Source organism: Rhodoferax sp. WC2427, from assembly GCF_040822085.1.
GTDB lineage: Bacteria > Pseudomonadota > Gammaproteobacteria > Burkholderiales > Burkholderiaceae_C > Rhodoferax_B.
In genome coordinates this window covers 4,158,387-4,178,442 of sequence record NZ_CP162006.1, presented here as the reverse complement: position 1 = coordinate 4,178,442, position 20,056 = coordinate 4,158,387, and the positions used below count along the sequence as shown (strand labels likewise).

Annotated in this window: 13 protein-coding genes; 7 read left to right on the top strand and 6 right to left on the bottom strand. The window is 65.2% G+C overall.

What is annotated here, in order from left to right:
• Window positions 1-2: 2 nt before the first annotated feature.
• The 5 genes from AB3G31_RS19430 to AB3G31_RS19410 form a co-directional block, all read right to left on the bottom strand.
• Complete coding sequence (locus tag AB3G31_RS19430; RefSeq protein WP_367847705.1) at window positions 3-1,337, bottom strand: aminotransferase class I/II-fold pyridoxal phosphate-dependent enzyme; 1,335 nt, start codon at window positions 1,335-1,337, stop codon at window positions 3-5.
• A 120-nt stretch (window positions 1,338-1,457) separates the two neighbouring features.
• Window positions 1,458-7,604, bottom strand: coding sequence for an SDR family NAD(P)-dependent oxidoreductase (locus tag AB3G31_RS19425; protein ID WP_367847704.1), 6,147 nt, complete (start codon window positions 7,602-7,604; stop codon window positions 1,458-1,460).
• Window positions 7,605-8,373: 769 nt separating this feature from the next.
• Window positions 8,374-10,917, bottom strand: a complete 2,544-nt coding sequence (locus AB3G31_RS19420) for an EAL domain-containing protein (RefSeq protein ID WP_367847703.1) — start codon at window positions 10,915-10,917, stop codon at window positions 8,374-8,376.
• Window positions 10,918-11,008: 91 nt separating this feature from the next.
• Window positions 11,009-12,481, bottom strand: a complete 1,473-nt coding sequence (locus tag AB3G31_RS19415) for a sensor histidine kinase (RefSeq protein ID WP_367847702.1) — start codon at window positions 12,479-12,481, stop codon at window positions 11,009-11,011.
• Window positions 12,478-13,188, bottom strand: a complete 711-nt coding sequence (locus tag AB3G31_RS19410; RefSeq protein ID WP_367847701.1) for a response regulator — start codon at window positions 13,186-13,188, stop codon at window positions 12,478-12,480. Before AB3G31_RS19410 ends, AB3G31_RS19415 begins: the two co-directional genes overlap by 4 nt.
• 157 nt (window positions 13,189-13,345) lie before the next feature.
• Here AB3G31_RS19410 and AB3G31_RS19405 point away from each other — a divergent pair, with 157 nt between their 5' ends.
• The 7 genes from AB3G31_RS19405 to AB3G31_RS19375 all read left to right on the top strand — a co-directional run bounded on the left by AB3G31_RS19405 (window position 13,346) and on the right by AB3G31_RS19375 (window position 19,198).
• Window positions 13,346-14,008 (top strand): HAD family hydrolase, encoded by a 663-nt coding sequence (locus tag AB3G31_RS19405; RefSeq protein ID WP_367847700.1) that lies wholly within the window; start codon window positions 13,346-13,348, stop codon window positions 14,006-14,008.
• Between the two features lie 130 nt (window positions 14,009-14,138).
• Complete coding sequence (locus AB3G31_RS19400; protein WP_315244605.1) at window positions 14,139-14,630, top strand: rubrerythrin family protein; 492 nt, start codon at window positions 14,139-14,141, stop codon at window positions 14,628-14,630.
• A 78-nt stretch (window positions 14,631-14,708) separates the two neighbouring features.
• Window positions 14,709-14,873 (top strand): rubredoxin, encoded by a 165-nt coding sequence (locus AB3G31_RS19395; protein WP_367847699.1) that lies wholly within the window; start codon window positions 14,709-14,711, stop codon window positions 14,871-14,873.
• Window positions 14,873-16,051 carry an FAD-dependent oxidoreductase gene (locus AB3G31_RS19390; protein WP_367847698.1) on the top strand — a complete coding sequence of 393 codons (1,179 nt, stop codon included), beginning with the start codon at window positions 14,873-14,875 and terminating at the stop codon, window positions 16,049-16,051. The genes AB3G31_RS19395 and AB3G31_RS19390 overlap by 1 nt, the downstream gene beginning before the upstream one ends.
• A 207-nt stretch (window positions 16,052-16,258) precedes the next feature.
• Window positions 16,259-17,416 (top strand): dienelactone hydrolase family protein, encoded by a 1,158-nt coding sequence (locus AB3G31_RS19385; RefSeq protein ID WP_367847697.1) that lies wholly within the window; start codon window positions 16,259-16,261, stop codon window positions 17,414-17,416.
• Between the two features lie 38 nt (window positions 17,417-17,454).
• Complete coding sequence (locus AB3G31_RS19380; RefSeq protein WP_367847696.1) at window positions 17,455-18,507, top strand: hypothetical protein; 1,053 nt, start codon at window positions 17,455-17,457, stop codon at window positions 18,505-18,507.
• A gap of 4 nt (window positions 18,508-18,511) precedes the next feature.
• Window positions 18,512-19,198, top strand: a complete 687-nt coding sequence (locus AB3G31_RS19375) for a DUF4126 domain-containing protein (RefSeq protein ID WP_367847695.1) — start codon at window positions 18,512-18,514, stop codon at window positions 19,196-19,198.
• 60 nt (window positions 19,199-19,258) lie between these two features.
• On the opposite strand, the gene AB3G31_RS19370 is transcribed toward AB3G31_RS19375, so the two are convergent.
• The gene (locus AB3G31_RS19370; RefSeq protein ID WP_367847694.1) at window positions 19,259-20,029 is read right to left on the bottom strand and encodes a VOC family protein; all 771 of its coding nucleotides are present in this window, start codon (window positions 20,027-20,029) and stop codon (window positions 19,259-19,261) included.
• Between the last annotated feature and the right edge of the window lie 27 nt (window positions 20,030-20,056).

Sequence of the window (20,056 nt, the reverse complement as noted above, 5' to 3'; positions counted from 1 at the left end):
CCTCACCCTTGGGACGCCACCGCTGCCACGGCGGCAGCCGTCGCATTTGCGGCGTGGGTCAGCTGTTCTTCACTGTGCCCGGAGGTGATGAAGAAGCGCAGGCGCGAGGCCTCTTCCGGCACCGCCGGATACAGGATGGGATGCACTTGCACGCCGTTGTCAAACAGGTGTTCGGCCACACGTAGGCATTTCAGGCTATTGCCCAGAATGACCGGTGTGACCGGCGTACCTTGTGCCGGCCCGGCATCCAGACCCAAGGCCCGGATTTTTTCCAGAAAGAACTTGCTGTTGTGGCGTAGTTTTTCAATCCGCTCGGGTTCGGCCTGCATGACCTGCAGGGCCGCAATCGCCGCCGCCGTGTTCGCGGGCGACAAGCCGACGCTGTAGAGAATGCCGCCAGGTGCGTTGAGGCGCAGATTGGCAATCAGGGCATGCGATCCGGCAATGATGCCGCCGCACGATGCCATGGATTTGGACAGCGTGCCCATCCAGATGTCGATCACCGAGGTGGGGAGGCCGAAATGCTCGGCCACACCCACGCCGCGCTGGCCCAACACGCCGAATGAATGGGCCTCGTCCACCATCAGAAAGACGTTGTGCCGCTTCTTGATCTCGACCAGCTGGGGCAAATCGACAATGTCGCCGTCCATGCTGAAAACACCTTCCGTCACGATGACGGTATGGCGGTGTTGCTTGCTGGCTTCGGCAAGAATGCGGTCCAGTGCGGCGTAGTCGTTGTGCGGGTAGGGGATGCGGCGGGCACCGGACAGCCGTGCACCGGTCATCAGCGAGTTGTGGATCAGCGCGTCGTGCACGATCAGATCGCCAGGCCCAAACAGATGGCCCAGGGTGCTGACGTTGGTGCCGTAGCCGCTGACGAAGCTGACGGCATCGTCCATGCCCAGAAAGTCCGCCATGTCGCGCTCCAGCTGTTGGTGCAGCGCAATCTCTCCGGAGACCACGCGGCTGGCAGACACCGTGCTGCCGTAGCGGCGGATGGCCTCGATGGAGGCGTTGGTCAGCGCGGGGTGGCCGGCCAGGTCCAGGTAGTTGTAGCCCGAAAAACTCAGGTACTCGCGGCCATTGACCGCCACCGTGGCGGCCTGTACCCCGTCGTGCAGAGAGAAGTACGGGTTGCGCATGCCGAACTTTGCGAATGCGTCGCGCTGGCGGCAATGCTCTTGGTAGCCGGGGAAGTTTTCAAAGCTGGCAGGGCCTGCGGGTGGACTGTGCTGCGCTGTGGCCGATGCCGTGGGCGCGCTGGCGTTCGTGCCAGCATGTTTTTGCATCAGTTCTTTGGCGCGGGCGCGCGCGACATCGCGTTGTGGTGAGTTCATGGTGAAAGGGCGTAGTGGTGGTAGAAGTGGGCGCTAGGGCCAGAGGCCTGCACAGAGACAGACATCCAGGAACCACCTCCTTTGGGGAAGGTGGTTCCTGGGTGGTGGAATCCCGCAGGATCAGGCGGTGGGTTGCGCGATCTGCATGCGCTCCAGTACCCTGGAGGCGAGCAGGCTGACGGTGTTGCCACGCATCAGCTCGAGTGTCGAAAACTCGACGGCGAACACGGAGCTGATGGCAATTTGCACTTCCACGGCCATCAGTGAATCCACCCCCAGGTCCGACAGGGAGCGTTCAGGATCGATCCGTTCGGCCGCCATCTTCAGTGGGCCGGACAGGGCTTCGGTCAGCATCAGCATGGCCATCTCTTCGCGTTCGGGAACGCTCATGGCTGCCAACTCTGCCTTCAGCGCGGATTCGCCGCCGGTCGCATCTTTTCCGGTGAGGTGGGCAAATCGCGGTGAGCGTCCTCCGGTGGGCTCGAAGCGGCCCCACTGCTCCCAGTCGACCGCCGCCAGGACCACCGAGCCAGGGCGCTCTGCGAGGACGCGCTCCAGACCCGACAAGGCCACAGCGGACGACAGTGGCTGCATGCCCATGCCTTCAAAGTGCCGTGTCAAGGTTTCGTTGGAAACACCCATGCCAAAGCTGAGTGCGCCCCAGGCCACGCAGTCTGCGGGCAGACCACGCGCACGCCGGGCGGCTGCCAAGGCATCGATCGCCACGTTGGCTGCTGCATAGTTGGCCTGGCGTGCATTGCCCACGGTCGCTGCAATCGACGAGAACATGATGAAGTGCCGTGGCCGCAATGCGTTGCTGTCGAGTGCGTCTGAAAGGTGCCACGCACCGTCCATTTTGGGCACCATCACACGCTGCAGATCGGCGACATCCATCTCCTGGATCGTCATGTCGGCCAGGGTGCCTGCGGCGTGCAGCACACCGGCCAGCGGTAGCTTCTCGCGGGCCAGCGTGGCGCACAAAGCCTGCACCGCGGCAGCGTCGCCGATGTCGGCCTGCACGCGGCGCACGACCACGCCTGTGCGTTCCAGTACGGTCAGGCGTTCGGCGGCTTCGGCATTGGCCCCAGAGCGGCCCACCAGAATGAGTTCATTTGCACCCTGTGCGGCCAGCCATTCTGCGCAAGCCAGGCCAAAGCCACCAAATCCCCCGGTGATGAGCCAGGCGCCGGTCGGATCGAAATGCCCGGCATTGGCTGCAACAGCAGGCGGCAGGCTTTGCAGCGACACAGCCTGTCCCAGCGGGGTTCCTTGCGCGACCCATTGCCGGGCACTGAGCCATTGGCTGTCCGGCAGCTTCAGTGTTTTATGGCGAATGGCATCCGCCAAAGCCAGCAGACTGGCTGCCAAGCGCTGTGGCGCGCGCTGCACGGTGGCCAAGGCATCGACGCGGTGTACGCCAATGGTGGCGGCCGAGCCCAGCCATGGCCCGACCTCCATGCCCAGTGCAGAACCCATGCACACCAGCTGTGCCCCAGGATGCAGCTGCAGTTTTTGGGGGCTCAAGTGCGCCATGTCCGCAAACACCACCAGCGGGATGGACCCATTGGCGCCATCCAGGCGGGCTGCCATGCCGCGTGATTGGGGCGCGTAGTGGTCTGCGTCGATGACGTGTGCGATGCCCAGCAAGGGTGCCAGGGCGCGCACGATGCGGCCATGCTCGGAATTGCCGCCGAACAGCAAAAGCGACTGCGTCTCGGCCAGCGGGACCACGCGCCGCAACGCGTCGTGGATGCCCGCCCACAGCGTCAGCACCCGCTCTGCACCAACCAGGGGGCCATCGATAGGCATCGCAAAGAGCGCCCCATCGGCGATGGCGATATGGCTGGCCGGGCGGATGACCGCAGCACCCACCAGCCATTGGCCCACTTTCCAGCGGCTGTTGGCCTGGGTGACCTGGGCGGTAAACCCGCACAAGGCGGCGCCATCCGCACCTTCTGGCGTCTCTTGCACCAGGCCGTGCAACGCCAGTGCTGTTTGTCCTCCATCAGCTGTTTGGACTGGCGTGGGCACTGCGATGGCACGCCAGTGCGTGTCTGCGCCCGCTTGTTTCTCCAGCACTACCGCCTGCGGCTCTGCCACCATATCGGCCAGTGCGGCCTGGCGCATTTCCGGCGCAGACAGTGGGCGTACGCGGCGTGCCCAACGGGTGCCGGCACGCAGTGCCACGTCGTCCTCGACATCATCTGCCAGCAACTCACCCACCAGCGCGGTAGCAGAGGCGGGATGACCATCGTGGTCCAGCAGGGTGACCGCCAGCGCCGTGAATTCGTTGTGCGCGACACGTCCATAGCCGTGGACTGCGGCTTGTGCATACCCGGCCACGCTGTCGTTGGCTTGGACGGACTGTGCGTTGCAAGTGGCCAGGTAAACCCGTGGCACGGCGTCGTCGCCCCCCAGCGCCTTCACCAGTGCGTGTACGCGGGCGACGCGGGCCCGGGCTTGCGCTGGCGCGGAGTCAATGCCTGCCGCCAGATAGAGCACGCCTGCCAAGGTGTGGATGGGGTATTCGGCGAACAGCGTTTTCAGTTCTAGCTCACCATCCATGCGGCTGATAGCCATCGGGCCAGGGGCCGTGCCCACTGCGAAGGCCAGCAGCCGTGCCACGTTGGCTTGCACCAAGGACCGGGTGAGCGCTTCGCCAAAACTACCGGCTGCACACCCGTCTTCGCTCAGCACCATCCATGCGCCCAGGCGCATGGGTTCGCCGACCGGCAGAACCGATTCGAAATTCTCGGTGTAGAGCAGGCCTTGCATCGGGTCGTGGGCCCGCTTGGCAGGCACACAATGCACCCCGTCCACATGCACCAGCAACTGGCCAGCCGCATCGCTCAGCCAAAGTTCCCCCACGATCTCCCGCTCGGAACGGCTCTTCACGCGGCCGATGCACACCACCGGCCCGGTCACTGGCGCACGCAAGGTGATCTCGTCGATGGCGGTGGGAACCCACGGTGTGTCGCCGCCGGTCAAAACGACGGCCAACAGGGACTGGAACGCGCCGTCCAGCACCGTGGGATGCAAGTGGTGGTTCACGTCGGCTGGGGCGTTGTCCAGCGCAGACAGTTCTGCACGCACGGTGTCGCCACTCACAGCCAGGGTCTGGATGCGTTGGCAGGCCGGACCGTACACCAGGCCCATCTGGGCAAAGCGGGCATAGGCGGACGCGACGTCCAGGGACTCTCCACCCTCGAACGCCGGTGCGCGCAGGCTGTCGTCAAATGCCACGCGGCTGATACGGGCTTGCGCATGCCGAGTCCATGGGCCACCAGACTCTTCGCGGCTGGCCATTTCCACCAGGCTGCGTTGGGGGTTGTAGCTGGTGCGGTAGAGCAGGGTGGCATCACCTTCCAGGACCAGGGGGCGGCTGACTTCTACATTCTCGACACACAGCGCGCCATCGCCCTCCAGCATCTGTTCGGCAACGGCAAACGCCGTATCGATATACGCGGCACCCGGCAACAGCACCATGCCGTCGACCTTGTGGTCGGCAATCCACGGCAAGTACAAGGTGTTCATAGCCCGCTCCCAGGTGGGCGTGGGGTGGTCCAGCGGTTCGCCGCACAGGGGGCCGACCGGTGGACAGGCGCGCTCGCGTGCGCAGCTGTCGGCCTCTGCCCACAGGTTGTCGCGCAACCAAGGGTGGCGCGGTAGATCCCACTGTGCGCTGGCCGGACCATTGAGGTGCTGCCAATCTGGCGCGACCCCTGCTGCATACAAGCGCCCCAGGGTAGCGTGTAACTGCACGAAATCGGATGCGCCGCGTACCAGTGTGGAAATGGTACGGCCCTCGTCGCTGCGGCGCGCCATGATTTCGCGGATGTTGCCGCCGATCACCGGATGGGGGCCGATCTCGACAAACAGCCGGTAGCCATGGTCCAGCAGGTCTTCGATCGCGGCCCGAAAGCGCACCGGCTCGCGCACATTGCGGCACCAGTACCCGGCACCGAACAGGCCATCCGAGCCCTGGTGTGCGCTGACGGTCGACCATACGGGCGTGGTGGCCGTATGCAGGGTCAGGCCCGACAGTTCGGTGCGCAGGTCGTCCAGAATCGGATCCATGTAGCGGCTGTGGTAGGCCACTTCCACTTTCAGGCGGCGGTTGAAAATGCTGCGGACTTCCAGCCGCCCGGCGAGATCGCTCAACGATGCTTCGTCGCCTGCCAAGGTCACCGCTGTGGGGCCGTTGATGGCGGCGATTTCAACTTTGCCTTGGGTGCTCTCGATCAGGGCCAGCGCATCCGCTTCCGACAAACCGACAGCCAGCATGCCGCCCTGGCCCGCCGTGGTCGCTTGCAGCTTGGCGCGTTGGTAGCTGACGCGGATGGCGTCCTCCAGGCTCAGCACGCCGCTGGCCCAGGCGGATCCCACTTCTCCCACGCTGTGGCCTACCACCGCTGCAGGGCGAACCCCGCGCGCTGCAAGCCACTGCGTCACCAACCATTGGCACAAGAAGTTGGCCGGTTGTGCGATATGGGTTTTGGCCACCAAAGAGGCTTCTTCTGGCTGCAACAGGGCATCCACCAAGGACCAGCCTGATAGCGACTTGAAAATGCCATCGAATTTCTGCGCGAGCTGCTGGCTGGCCGCGTCGCTACTGAGCAACTCACGCGCCATGCCCCACCACTGGGGTCCCATGCCGGTGAATACGAACACGGCATCGGTATTCTTGAGCGGGCGTTCGGCACGCGGGCGAGCTTCCAGCCAGGATGCCACCGCGCTGCGCAGCGATGGGCCAGAATCGGCCGCAAAGGCTACCCGGCAATCGTGGTGCGTGCGGCGCAGTGCGGCAGTGGCCAGCAGAGACCGTGGCACATCGGGGCCCATCGTGTCGAGCGTGTTGCTCCATTGGGTGACCAAGTCAGCCAATGCCTCGTCGGAACGCGCCGAGATCGGCAGCATGCACCAACCATCCGCGCTTGCGGCGACGGGGGTCGAAGCGGCTGCCTCCGGAGGCGATTCCAGGATGGCGTGGGCATTGGTGCCGCCGTACCCAAACGAATTGACGGCCATGCGCAACGTCCCTTGCGGCAAAGCTTCCAGTTCGCGCGGCGGCCGGATGTTGAGGCCTTCGAAGTCGATGGCCGGGTTCAGGTGGGTGAGCCCCGCCACCGCAGGCAGCTGGCGCTCGCGCATGCACAGCACCAGCTTGATCAGCGATGCCACGCCAGACGCGGCTTCCAGATGGCCGATGTTGGCCTTCACCGAACCCACGGGCATGGGATAGGCGCGGTGAACGCCGAAGACCGAACTGATCGCGGCGCTTTCGATCGGATCGCCCAGCGGCGTTCCGGTACCGTGGGCCTCCACGTAATGCACGTCGTCGGGTACCAGCCCTGCGCGGTCCAGCACCTGCTGCATCAGCTTGCTTTGCGCGACCTTGTTGGGCACCGTGATGCCTTCGGTGCGGCCGTCCTGGTTACAGCCTGTGGAACGCAGCACCGCCAGGATGCGGTCGCCGTCGGCCTGCGCACGCGACAGAGGCTTGAGCATGACGACACCGGCACCTTCGCCCCGCCCATAGCCATTGGCCGAAGCATCAAAGGTTTTGGAACGACCGTCGGTCGCCAAGAAGTGCCCCTTGCTCATGGCGATCACATATTCCGGGCGGAACATCACGTTGACACCCCCCGCCAGGGCGACATCGCACTCGCCGCTCCAGATGGCTTGTGCGGCAAGGTGCACCGCCACCAGGGAGGACGAGCATGCGGTGTCTACCGACAGGCTGGGACCGGTCAGGTTGAAGGCATGGGAAATCCGGTTGGACAGGATCGTCGCCGTGGAGCCGACCGCCGTATGCGAACCCGTCGCAAAGCGCGATGCCCCGCCCATGCGGCCAATCAGGTTGTCCAGGGTAAATGCGCCGATGTACACGCCGGTTCGGGCGGCGCCCAGTGCCGCCAGGTCGGAGCCTGCATGCTCAATGGTTTCCCATGCCACTTCCAGCAGCAGGCGCTGCTGCGGGTCCATCACCTCGGCTTCGCGGTTTGAAATTCCAAAAAATCCCGCATCGAAGGCACGGAGGTCCTGGCGGATGAAATTGCCGTGTTTGACATACGCGCGTCCTGGCGCATCCGGGTTCTCGCTGAAGTGGCGGCGCCAGTCCCAGCGGGTGGCGGGTACCTCACCTACCGTGATGCCGCCGCTGCGCAAAACCTCCCAATACGCCTCGATGTTTTCTGCTTCGCCGGGGAAACGGCAGGCCATTCCCACGATGGCGATCGGCTCCTGGAGGGGGGGTGTGTTGTTCATAAGTGACGTTATTTCCTGGTTAATTTTTGGTGAATGCAGCGCTTTGGGTGGTTGCCAACCCGGTCTGACGGCCTGCCGCCCACGTCTTTTTCATGCGGTTGGGGGGCTGGCAGCTTGTGGTGCTGGGTGCCACGACAAGCGCGTTGGGCCTTTAACAAGGCCGACACATCGGTGCGGTGTACTTATTAAATTTGTAAAAAAAGTGAGGACAGTAAATTTACATTTCTAATATTGTAGACAATGCAATAGTTGAAGATGCCTGTTTTAAATGTATTAAAACAATTGTTAATGTAATAATTAGTGTATGCAAAACGCGAGCTCTTGCTGCGGTTTTCCGATGCCGCATGGAATGTTTGTGTTGGACGCGACTGGGCGTAGGGCGACGAAAGCGCGAATCCAAGAAGAGTGCGGATGCGTCGGTCGCAACCCACACCGTCCCGCGCCACGAGGGGCATGCTGAAGGTGGGCCTGAACCCGTGCCACCGCAGAGCCTGAGCGGCCCGATGGACGCCCTGCAAAACGCGTCATCGGCTGGACAATCCCACCGGGCAAGCGGCCACGGCCTGCCCACGCCGTGTCGCAAACCGGCTTCCAAATCTGCGGGCTTTCCAGCACGGCACCCCCATCGCAACCGGGTCGGCCGGGCTGCTGCACGGTGCCGCACGCGGGGCACCCGGCACGGCTGGTCCAACACACCGAGGTGGTGTATGCGAATTGCTACTTATTTAATAGCTGCTTGTGCTCTATTCATAGGCACAAACTGCCATTTTTAGGGGATATCGGTGAAGGGTTGGGTGAGTGGATGCGGGGCCCAGTCGATCCGGGACCAGGGCAGTGGACGGCCAAACCAGTAGCCCTGGGCGTGGCGGCAGCCCATCTCTTGCAGGCGCTGGGCCTGGGCTTCGGTTTCCACGCCCTCGGCCACGACATCCACGCCAAAGCCTTTGGCCATCTGCAACACCGCCGCCACAATCGCCGCGTCCTGCGGCGAGCTGCACAGGGTGCGCACAAAGCTCTGGTCCACCTTGAGGCAGTCGAACGGCAGCCGCCCCAGGTAGGCCAGCGAGGAATAGCCGGTCCCGAAGTCGTCGATGGCAATTTTGACCCCCAGAGCGCGGATCTCGCGCAAGCGCTCCACGGTCTGGCCGTTTTGTTCGATGAGCACGGATTCGGTCAGCTCCAGCGTCAGGCTCCGGGGCGGCAACCCGCTCTCCCGAAGGGCCTGTTTCAGCGTGGCAACGAAGTCGGACTGGATCAGTTGCCGGGCCGACACGTTCACATGCAAGTCGAAATCTGGTGCCAGCTGCGCCAGGTGCCGGGCCACATCGCGGGTGGCGGTGCGCAGCACCCAGTCGCCCAGCGCCAGGATCAGGTCGGAACTTTCCGCCACCGGAATGAAGATGCCGGGCGGCACCAAGCCGCGCAATGGGCTTTGCCAGCGCACCAGCGCTTCGACACCGCTGACGCTGCCGGTCGCCATGTCGATGACGGTCTGGTAATAGACCAGAAATTGTTCGCGCTCCAGCGCCTGGCGCAATTCATTGGCCAGCCGCGCCTGCTCCTGCGATTGCTCCACCATGCCGGGTTCAAACACCCCGAATGCGCCCCGGCTGCGGCGCTTGACCTCGCCCAGCGCCACGCTGGCATTGCGCAGCCATTCGGACAGGCCATCGGCCGGTAGCAGCCCTTCGACCACCCCTACCGAAGCACTGACCTGGATCTCGTCGCCCCCCGAGGCAAATGGGGTGGCGAAAAGTTGCACGGCCTGTGCGCCCAGTTCCGCGGCGGTCTGTCGGGTATCCAGGTGCAGCAGCGCAAATTCGTCACCGCCCACGCGGGCCATCAGAACCTGGTTGGGCAACTGGGCCCGCATGCGCTCGGCGATGGCCAGCAACAGGCGCTCGCCGGTGGCGTGGCCCACGTTGTCATTGATGGCCCGAAACCCATCCAGTCCCAACAGGCAGAGCACGGCGGGCCGGGTGCCGTCCCATTGCGCCTCCTCCAGTAGCCCGCGGCGGGTCCGCAGCTGGGTCAGGCCATCAAAGCGCAACTGGTCCTGCATGTTGTTGAAGGCCCGCTGCAGGCGCTGCGCCATCGCATTGAAAGCCCGTACCAGGGTGTCGGTTTCCTGCACCGCGCCGCCGGTGTCGAGGGCCGTGTCCCACTGGCCCAGCGCCAGCTGGTTTGCCGCCTGGGCCGTACGCTGGATGGGCCGCGTGACCCAGCCAATCGCCCACAGCCCCAGCACAAAACCCAGCGACGCAAAGCCCACGATCCAGGCCAGGCTGCGCTGGCTGCCAGCGCGGATGTCGCCCAGCAGTTCGGATTCGGGCACCAGGGTCACGATGCGCCAGTTCAGCCCCCGGATGTCCGAATACGGTGTCACCCGGCAGATGTACAGCTTGCCGTTGACTTGCATTTGAAAGCTGAACGCACTCTCGGTGGGGGCATCGGCCACGGGCTTCGCGGCGGCGCGCAGCACCGGGTTGGCCCCCTCCGACAGGCGCAGGCGTTGCCCGCGCGGGGTGCCCGTCGTGCCATCGGCGAGCACCGAACCCGGCTCTGAAAACGCCACCAGTTGCCCCTCCAGGTCGACAATCGCGATGACGGCGGCACCCCGCAGCGGCTCGTCGAACAAAAACTGGTTCAGGCCGTTGATCTTGACGTCGGCCGACATGACGCCGAGCAATTGGGGCCCCGCCTTGACGGGCGTGGATGCCGAGATGGTGATTTCGGCCCGCTCGTCGTAGTTGGTGTACAGGGTCGACCAGCCCGGCTGGCCCGACTGGGCAATGGGCGCATACCAGGGCCGTCCGCGCGGATCGTACTGGTCGTAGGCGGCCAGGACTTCCCCAGGTTGGCTGCCTTTGTAAATCCGCAGCTGTCCGCGGGTCGAGCCGTCTTTGAGTATCAGGGTGAAACCAGCATTCGCGTCTTCGCGGCGCATGCCGGCGTATTCGCCGGTGGCACTGCCAAAACCCAGCGCACTCATCTGCGCGGGCTCGCGGTACAGATCCTGGTACACCCCGCCCAGGTAGCGGTAGACCGGGCCCAGGTCGTGGGGCCGGTACAGGCCATGGCGCGCAATGGCGTCGGCAATGCCGCTCTGGATGCGGAATGGCTCTTCCAGAAAATGCGCCAGGCGGTTGGTCGACGCTGCGGAGAGCGCGTCCAGGATGCGTACGCTGGTCTTGTCGATCAGGCGGGTGTTGTTGTCTTGCTGCGTGGCGGCCAGCAAGGCTACGGTGGTGGCCAGGATCAGTGCAAACGGCACCGAGATGGCCACCCTCAGGGAGGGTCGAGAAATACGCATGTGCGGATTTGAAAGAACCTGGCTGTCGTCGACAAAGGGGCAGTGGCGGCAGGCCGGCAAGGCCCCGCAGGCCAGTATCCCACAGCCGCCTTCATGGCACGGGCGGAAATGGCGGCGGGTGGCGGAAGTCGCCCGAGGTCAGCGGAAACGCTGGCAGCGGCAGCCGCAAGCGCACGCACAGGCCCTGCGGGTCCATGTTCCGGGCCTCGGCGGTGCCACGGTGGCGCAGGGTGATTTCTTGCACGATGGCCAGGCCCAGGCCGCAGCCGCCGGGCAGCTCGCTGGCACGCCAGAAGCGCTCGAAAACCCGGGGTACATCGGCCTCTTGCAGGCCCGGGCCATTGTCTTCCACCTCCACCACCGCAAAGCCTTGCTGGCGCTGCACCCGCAAGGTCACGGTGGCCCCCCGGCCCGCGTAGTGCAGGGCGTTGTCGATCAGGTTGCTGAGGGCTTCGCGCAGCAGCAGCTTTTCGCCCTGGGTGACCAGGCTGTCTTCGCCCTCGTAGCCCAGGTCGATGCCCGCCGAGATGGCGCGGGGTGTCCATTCGCGGGCCACTTCGCGGGCCAGCGCGGCCACGTCCAGTGGCTGCGGCGTGATGTCGGCCTCGGTGCGGGCCAGCGACAGCAGCTGGTGCACCAGGTGGGCGCTGCGCAGGGCCCCGGCGTGCACCTTGGTGAGCCGCTCTTGCAGGGCCTGCGGGTCGCGCTCGGCCAGGGCCAGCTCGGTCTGGCTGATCAGGCCCGCCAGCGGGGTGCGCAGCTGGTGGGCGGCATCGTTGATGAAGCGCTTTTCCTGCCCCAGGCTGCGCCGCACGGCGGCCAGCATCTGGTTCACCGCCTCGGCCAGCGAATGCACTTCCAGCGGGGCCTGGGTCAGCGCGATAGGCAGCAGGGTGGTAACGCTGCGGTGGGCCCGGTCGCCCAGCAGGGCCTCCAGGCGCTTGAGGGGCTGCAGGCCCCGGCCCACGCCGATGAACACCACGGTGCCGATCAGCGCGCCCAGCAGCACCAGCGGCACCAGCATGTCGGCCACCAGTTCGCGGGCAATGCGTTGCTGCACCGCCAGGCTTTTGGCCACCTGTACGCGCAGGCGCTGGGGCGCCTCGGCATCGCCGTAGTTGACTTCCAGCAGGGCCACGCGCACCGGCTTTTTGTCAAGCAGGGTTTCGTAAATCAGGGGTTTGCCTGGCTCCACGTGGACATCGAGCAGGGGGTCGGGCAGCTTGCTGTTGCCCAGCACAAACTGGCCGGGTGGCGACGACACCATGTAGCTGACGCGGTCGGTCGGGTCTTCTTCCAGGATGTCGCGCGCGGCCCGCGGAAAGTCCACCAGCAGGCCCGAGCCCATGGGCTTGACCTGGCGCGCCAGCGAGCGCACCGACTGGGTCAGCGACTGGTCAATGCCCTTTTCGGCGTAGTTCAGCGCGATGCGGTAGGCCAGCAGCCCGCCCACCAGCCACAGCAGCAGTTGCGGCAGCAGCAGCCACAGCAGCAGTTGGCGCTTGAGCGACAGGCCGGGGGCTTTGTCTTTTTGCAGGCCCGGCGGCAGGCCCGGCAGGCTCATGGTGTGGTGGTTTCCAGCATGTAGCCCAGGCCGCGCACGTTGCGGATGCTCAGGCCCGAGTCGGCCAACTTGCGGCGCAGGCGGTGCACGTACACCTCCAGCGCGTTGGAGCCGGTGTTGGTGGTGTCGCTGGGGTCGCTGGGGTCGGCCTTCCAGGCGCTGAGCACGTCTTCGCGGCCCACCACCTGGCCCGCATTGGCCACCAGCAGCGACAGCAGCGCCCATTCGCGCTGGGTCAGCTCCAGCGGCTCGTCGCCCAGCCAGGCCAAGGGTTGCGTGGCATCCAGCCGCAGGCGGCCCGCTTCGCCCATTTGCAGCTCCAGCGAGCCGCCAAAGGCGGGCAGGCGCGAGCGGCGCAGCATGGCGCCCAGGCGGGCTTCCAGTTCGGCCATGTTGAAGGGCTTGGTGAGGTAGTCGTCGGCCCCGGCGTTCAGGCCTTCGATGCGGTCTTCCACGCCGTCGCGCGCCGTCAGAATCAGCACCGGCAGGGCCAGCAGACGTTTGCGGATCCAGCGCAGCACCGCCATGCCGTCCACCAGCGGCAAACCCAGGTCCAGCACCACGCCGTCGAAGCGGTTGGCTTCCAGCTGCTCCTGGGCCAGCGCGCCATTGGCGGCGGTGGTGGTCTGGTGCCCCGCCAGCCCCAATTGGGCTGCCAGGCCGTCGCGCAGCAAATCGTCGTCTTCAACTATGAGTAAATGGGCCATGGGTAGAGCATAGCAAGCCCCGTTTACCATGGGCTGGGTGCTGCGGCATAAATCCGCCTGGTGCTATATGTTTTATAGCTTCTTGCGCTCTATGCATAAGCGCAAGAGGCCAATTTGACCCTTGAAAATTTCCCCAACCTCTAGAGAGTGAAGTCGCATGAAGTTTGATGCCGTATTGTTTGACTGTGATGGCGTGCTGGTGGATTCCGAGCCGCTGACCATTGGCGTGCTGCGCGACCTGCTGGCCGAGAGCGGCTGGGCTATGACGCTGGCCGAATGCATGCGTTTGTTTGTCGGCAAGACCGTGATGGACGAAGCCCCCGCCATCGAAGCCCGCACCGGCCGCCCGCTCACCGAGGCCTGGATGCTGGAGTTCCGCGCCCGGCGCAACCACGCGCTGCAGACCCGGCTGCAACCGGTGCCCGGCATCCATGCCGCCATCGAGGTGGTGCACGCCGCCTATGGCGGCCGTATCGCCTGTGCCTCCGGGGCCGACCGCATCAAGATCGAGCTGCAACTGGAAAAAGTGGCCCTGGCAGCGTATTTCAAGGGGCTGGTCTTCAGCGGCCATGAAATGCCCCGCACCAAGCCCTGGCCCGACGTGTACCTGGCCGCCGCTGCCGCGTTGCAGGCCAACCCGGCCCGCTGCGCCGTGGTGGAAGACACCACCACCGGCGTGCGCGCAGGCGTGGCCGCCGGGGCCACGGTGTTCGGCTACGCGCCCGCTACCTCCGGCCACGTGGACGCCCAGGCGCTGATGGAGGCGGGGGCCTACCAGACGTTTACCGGCATGGAGCAACTGGCCGGATTGCTGGTGTAGCAAGGCCAGGTCGGCTTTTTGCGATTCCATAGCTGCTATCAATCGATTAGGTTTTATCAATTGTTAATAACAATCTATTCGCCGTAAGATTGCACCTGTTCACAACGACTTAACCCCACAGGAGCCCACGATGTCCGTCGCCAGCCAACGCCCAGAAATCAAAACCCTCGCCAACCTCGAATCGGCCTTCGCAGGCGAGTCCATGGCCCACATCAAGTACCGCTACTTCGCCAAGCTGGCGCGGGAAGCCGGCGACGAAGCCACGGCCAAAGTGTTTGAGGCCACCGCCGACCAGGAAGTGATGCACGCCTTCGGCCACCTGGACCTGCTCTACCCCAAGGCCAGCATGACCCCGGCCAAGGCACTGCAGATCGCCATCGACGGCGAAACCTACGAGTACACCGAGATGTACCCCGGCTTCCGCGCCACCGCCGAAGCCGAGGGCAATGCCGCCGCCGTGGCCGAGATGGACGAGCAGATCGAGGAATCCAAGGTCCACGCCGCCCAGTTCGTCGCCACCCTGGCCAAGGCGCAAAAACGCTTCGCCGCCCTGGCCAAGGTCGAAGAGCGCCACGCCAACCACTACCAGGCGCACCTGGACAGCTTGACTGCCACGGCATAATTACTACGTTTTTAATAGCTGCTCACGCTCATTGAATAAGCGCTAGAGGCACTTTTTATATAAATTGAAGGAACCACGATGAAAACCTATATCTGTATCGTTTGCGGCTTTGTGTACGACGAGGCCGCGGGCCGTCCCGAAGACGGCATTGCCGCAGGCACCGTGTGGGCCGACGTGCCCGCCAGCTGGGAATGCCCCGACTGCGGCGTGGCCAAGGCCGACTTCGAGCCCGTCGAAATTTAATGGACCGGCCGCTCCTCATCATCGGCGCGGGCCTGGCCGGTTGGCAGACGGTGCGCGAGTTCCGCAAGCTCGACACCACCACGCCCATCACCCTGGTGACTGCCGACGCGGGCGACTTCTACGCCAAGCCCACGCTGTCCAACGCGTTTGGCCAAAAGCGCGGCCCGGCGCAGCTGGTCACCACCCCGGCAGCCACCATCGCGCAGACGCTGAACGTCACCCTGCTGTCGCACACCCAGGTCACGGCCATCGACACCGCCGCCCAGGTGGTGCACACCTCCACCGGCCCGCTGGGCTACCGCGACCTGGTGCTGGCCACCGGCGCGCAGCCCATCCGCGTGCCCCTGGCGGGCGCGGCATCTGACCAGGTGCTGTCGGTCAATTCGCTGGCCGACTTCGGCGTGTTCCACCAGCGCCTGACCGCGCTGGGGGACGGTGCCCGAGTGGCCATCATGGGCGCGGGCCTGATCGGCTGTGAATTTGCCAACGACCTGGCCGGTGCGGGCTATGCCGTGGCGGTGGTCGATCCCGCCGACCGCCCGCTGGCCGCCTTGCTGCCGCCCACCGCCAGTGCCCAGCTGCAAGCCGCGTTGGAGGGCCTGTCGGTGCAGTGGCACCTTGGCACCACGGTGCAGAGCGTGGAGCCGCTGGCCGGTGCGCTGTCGCTTACCCTGGCCAACGGCCAGCGCATCGCCGCCGACATCGTGCTCAGCGCCATCGGCCTGCGGGCCGACACCACGCTGGCCCAAGCCGCCGGTATTGCCTGCGAGCGCGGCATCGCCGTGAACCGCCAGTTGCAAACCAGTGCCCCCCATGTGTGGGCGCTGGGCGACGGCGCGCAGTACGCCAGCGCGGCCAGCCCCGGCGCGCCCACGGGCCGTACCTTGCCGTATGTGATGCCCATCATGGCGGCGGCCAAAGTGCTGGCGGCGAATCTGTGCGGCACCGCAGCCACGCTGGAATTTGCCGCCATGCCGGTGGCCATCAAAACCCCGGCCCTGCCCATCGTGGCGCACCCGCCCGCCCCCGGCTACCTGGGCGCGTGGGTGGAGCAGACCCTGGGCGAATGGTGGTTTGCCCCGGCAGATGCACCCGAGCGCGCGCACGGATTCGTGCTCACCGGCACCCACACCAGCAAGCGCATGGCGCTGGTGAAGCAGATGGTGGCGGTGGTGTAAACCGCGGCTGGCAGGCAAGCGATGGGGCGGAGCGATCCGCCCCATCGCTTTTTTGCGCTTCGTGTGTATGATTTTTTGAAGCAATGCACCCGAGGGTGTTTTATCCGCACCGCCATCTGGTATCGAGGCTCTCTGATGGCCACCGCCCGCAGCCGCAGACCTCTACCGCGATGGTGGGGCGGCCTCCATGGGTTTAAAAGGAATGCAATGACCCGTACCCGATGCTTACCGTGGGCCCTGGCCGCCCTGTGCCTGGGGACCGGCGGTGCCCGTGCCCAAACCGAGCCACCGCTGAACACCGCCCTGCGCGAAGAGGTGCAGATGGTCAAGAAGGCGGGCCTGTTCACCATCGAGCTGGAAACCACCTTCTTCCGCCCGCCCGGCGCGGGGCCGTTCCCGGTGGTCATCATCAACCACGGCAAAGCGCCCGGCAACACCAAGTTCCAGCCGCGTGCCCGGTACGAGATCCCTGCGCGCGAGTTTGTGCAGCGCGGCTACCTGGTGGCGGTGCCGATGCGGCAGGGCTTTTCCAAGTCCAGCGGCTCCTACATTAGCGGTGGTTGCAACGTGGAGAGCAATGGCCGGGTGCAGGCCGAAGACGTGACCGCCGTGCTGGCGCACCTGAAAACCGTGCCCGATGCCGATACCAGCCGGGTGCTGGTAGTGGGCCAGTCGCACGGCGGGCTGACCACGCTGGCCTTTGGCACGCTGGCAACGCCCGGAGTCAAGGGCCTGGTGAACTTTGCCGGGGGCTTGCGGCAAGACCAGTGCGTGGGGTGGGAATCCAACCTGGTCCGCGCCCTCCAGGCCTATGGAGGCCAAACCACCGTACCCTCGCTCTGGTTCTATGGCGACAACGACTCGTATTGGCGCCCGGCGCTGTACAAAGATATGCACCAGAAGTACCAGGACGGCGGCGGCAAGGCCCGGCTGGTGGCCTTTGGCAATTTTGGCAGCGACGCGCACAGCATGTTCGGTGCCCGTGCCGGCCTGCCCATCTGGGTGCCCGAGGTGGACGCGTTCCTGGCAGAACTGGGGCTACCCCACGCGGTACGGAGCCGCTTGCCCGTCACCAGCCACGCCACGCCGCCTCCGTCCGCTACGGGGTTTGCCAAGATCAGCGACGAAAAGGCCCTTCCACGCAGCAAGGAAAGCGGGCAGCAAGGCTTCCTGGCCTATGGCGCGGCGGAATCGCCCAAGGCTTTTGCCATCTCTGCCACGGGCGGTGCCTGGGCCTCTTCCACCGGCCGCGCCAATGCCATGCAAGCCGCACTGGACCGCTGCAATAGCTTTGCCAAAGATGCCAGCTGCAAGCTGTACGCGGTGGACGATGCCGTGGTGTGGGATGCGGCCGCCCCGCCCTGAGCTGCGTGGGATACTGCCCCCCAAATATCGGAGACACCATGCGTTTTACCTCTATCTGCCGCCCTTCGTTGTACCTGGTGGCGCTGTTCGGACTGGCCAGCCAGGCTTTGGCGCTGAACATTCCGGGCAATGCACCGCCCAAAGCGGTGGCCGACCAGCAACTCACCGTGGTGGACCGCACGCTGACGTTGCCCACTGGCAATTGGACCTATATTGCCCAAACCCAGTGGAGTGCCGTCAACCGCCCGCCATCCGTGCAGGTGCATGTGGCCTATGCCATGGACGTGCAAGACGGGCGCATGCGTGGCGGTGTGGTGCTGGAGCTGCCTGCGCGCCGCTTCCCCGACATCACCTGGAAAACCGACGACTGCAAGCTTTTCAACCCCCTGTTCAGCAACAGTTTTGGCAGTACCTGGAAAGAGCCTGAATGCCTGCAGGTCTTCAAGCGCAGCGGCCACCTGTTGGGACTGCAAACCGATTTCTATGGCCAGGCGCAACAATGGGTGCGGGCCGAATCGGTGCGCTTGCCCGGCCCGGTGTACGAGGTGGTGTACGCCAAATACGCCACCAACGAATATGGCCGGGTACGGGTTTTTGTGCCCGTGCAGGCGGTGGACGACGATGCGGCCATGGTCGCCTGGGCGCAGCGCCTCCCCGATGTCTTGCGTGGATTCTTTGAGAAGCGCAACGAGCGGGTTGCCTTGCCCGCGCTGCCAGAGCTACCAGCGCAAGCGATGGCAGTGACCGAGCCGGTAGCGGCCAACAGCACCACTGCCTCGGGTGCCTTGGTGCGCATAGTGCCTTACGCCAGCTCGGGTTTTGCCGCGCTGAACGACGTGGCCGCGCTGCCCAATGGCAACGACAACATGCGCAAGATCTACCGCGAATGGCTGGCCCAGCCCATGCCCCGGGCCTTTGCGCTGTCGGGTGAAAAAGTGGTTTACACCGTGGGTACCACCCCTACCGACGCCGCCGACCCTGCCGATCCCGCCGAGCGTGCGCTGGTACGCTGCCGCCGCATCAGCACCACCCCTTGCCAACTCTATGCGGTAGACGAAACCGTGGTGTGGGTCAAGCCGACGGCCCCCTGATGCCATGGACAGCTTCACCACCTGGTGGCAGTCGCTGGGCCAGTACATTCCCAAGGGCACCAGCGCTGTAGGGGACGTATTGGCGCAGGGCGGCGCGCACCTGGACATGCCCGCGCTACTGGCCCTGGCCGCCGCGCTGGGCTGGGCCAGCGGCATCCGGCTCTATGCCGTGGTGTTTGTCACCGGGCTGACCGGGGCGCTGGGCTGGTGGACCCTGCCTGCCGGCCTGCATGTGCTGCAACACCCGGCCATGCTGGCCGCCAGCGGGGCGATGCTGTTTGTGGAGTTCTTTGCCGACAAGATTCCGGGGCTCGATACCGTGTGGGACATCCTGCATTCGGTGGTCCGTATCCCCGCCGGAGCGGCCCTGGCCGCGGCCGTGTTCGGGGCCGACAGCGGCACCATGGGCGCGGTAGCGGCTTTGTTGGGCGGCTCGCTGGCCGCCACCTCGTTTGCCACCAAGGCCGCCACGCGGGCCGCCGCGAACACCTCGCCCGAGCCGTTTTCCAACGTAGCCCTGAGCTTCCTGGAAGATGGCCTGAGCATCGGTGCGCTGTGGCTGGCGGCGCACTACCCGGTCATTTTCGGATTGGTGCTGTGCGTGGTGCTGGTCCTCAGCATCTGGTTGCTGGTGGTGCTGTGGTCTTTTCTGAAGGCTCTGGTGCGCAGGGTGCGCAGTTGGGCGATTTGAAGGAAATTGGCTGCTTGCGCTTACTGCATAAGCGTAAGCAGCTATATAAATAATAGTATTTCAGCGCGGGCCGAGCAGCGCGAACTGCGCGCCTTGCGGGTCGACACACTGCACGATCCACATATTTCCGGGCACTTCCATCGGGCCGTTGAGCACCTGTCCGCCGTGGGCCCGTACGCGGTCTGCCGCGGCATCGATCTGTTCCACATGGATGTAGTACAGCCAGCTGGCGCGTGTGCCGCCATCGGCGCGCCGCATCATGCCGCCGATGGGCGTGGACCCTGCGGAAAATAGTTGGTAGATGCCCATCGGGCCCATGTCCATGGCTTCGGCGGCGGTCCAGCCAAACAAGTCGGCATACAAGGCAAATGCGGCAGCATCGTCCAGCGCGTGCAGTTCGTTCCAGCCAAAGGTGCCCGGCGTACCCGCGGGCGGCGGGGCAGGGCGCTCGGCAGGCAGGCCCTTGAACAGCGCAAATACGGCGCCTTGGGGGTCGGACACCATGGCAAACCGGCCCACGCCGGGAATGTCGGTGCCCGGCACGTGCACGGTTCCGCCCATTTGTGTCAGGCGTGCAGCATGTGCATCTACATCGGGCACGGCGATGTAGCCGCTCCAGCCGGGCTGGGCACCCGCCGCCTTGGCTTCCGACGGGAGGGTCATGATGCCGCCGACCTGCGTGCCGCCCGCCGACGCCAGGGCGTAGCGCATGCCGGGCATCTCCGCATCTTTGACCGTCCAGCCCACGACGGCCTGGTAGAAGGCTTCCGCTGCCGGGCCATCGCTGGTCATCAGTTCGTACCAAACAAATTCGCAAGGGGTGTTTGCCATGAATGTCTCCTTTGTGGGATGGGTGGG

What these genes read in the sequence shown, in the direction of transcription:
- AB3G31_RS19430 (WP_367847705.1), bottom strand. Translation starts at nt 1,337, where the DNA reads ATGAACTCACCACAACGCGATGTCGCGCGCGCCCGCGCCAAAGAACTG.
- AB3G31_RS19425 (WP_367847704.1), bottom strand. Translation starts at nt 7,604, where the DNA reads ATGAACAACACACCCCCCCTCCAGGAGCCGATCGCCATCGTGGGAATG.
- AB3G31_RS19420 (WP_367847703.1), bottom strand. Translation starts at nt 10,917, where the DNA reads ATGCGTATTTCTCGACCCTCCCTGAGGGTGGCCATCTCGGTGCCGTTT.
- AB3G31_RS19415 (WP_367847702.1), bottom strand. Translation starts at nt 12,481, where the DNA reads ATGAGCCTGCCGGGCCTGCCGCCGGGCCTGCAAAAAGACAAAGCCCCC.
- AB3G31_RS19410 (WP_367847701.1), bottom strand. Translation starts at nt 13,188, where the DNA reads ATGGCCCATTTACTCATAGTTGAAGACGACGATTTGCTGCGCGACGGC.
- AB3G31_RS19405 (WP_367847700.1), top strand. Translation starts at nt 13,346, where the DNA reads ATGAAGTTTGATGCCGTATTGTTTGACTGTGATGGCGTGCTGGTGGAT.
- AB3G31_RS19400 (WP_315244605.1), top strand. Translation starts at nt 14,139, where the DNA reads ATGTCCGTCGCCAGCCAACGCCCAGAAATCAAAACCCTCGCCAACCTC.
- AB3G31_RS19395 (WP_367847699.1), top strand. Translation starts at nt 14,709, where the DNA reads ATGAAAACCTATATCTGTATCGTTTGCGGCTTTGTGTACGACGAGGCC.
- AB3G31_RS19390 (WP_367847698.1), top strand. Translation starts at nt 14,873, where the DNA reads ATGGACCGGCCGCTCCTCATCATCGGCGCGGGCCTGGCCGGTTGGCAG.
- AB3G31_RS19385 (WP_367847697.1), top strand. Translation starts at nt 16,259, where the DNA reads ATGACCCGTACCCGATGCTTACCGTGGGCCCTGGCCGCCCTGTGCCTG.
- AB3G31_RS19380 (WP_367847696.1), top strand. Translation starts at nt 17,455, where the DNA reads ATGCGTTTTACCTCTATCTGCCGCCCTTCGTTGTACCTGGTGGCGCTG.
- AB3G31_RS19375 (WP_367847695.1), top strand. Translation starts at nt 18,512, where the DNA reads ATGGACAGCTTCACCACCTGGTGGCAGTCGCTGGGCCAGTACATTCCC.
- AB3G31_RS19370 (WP_367847694.1), bottom strand. Translation starts at nt 20,029, where the DNA reads ATGGCAAACACCCCTTGCGAATTTGTTTGGTACGAACTGATGACCAGC.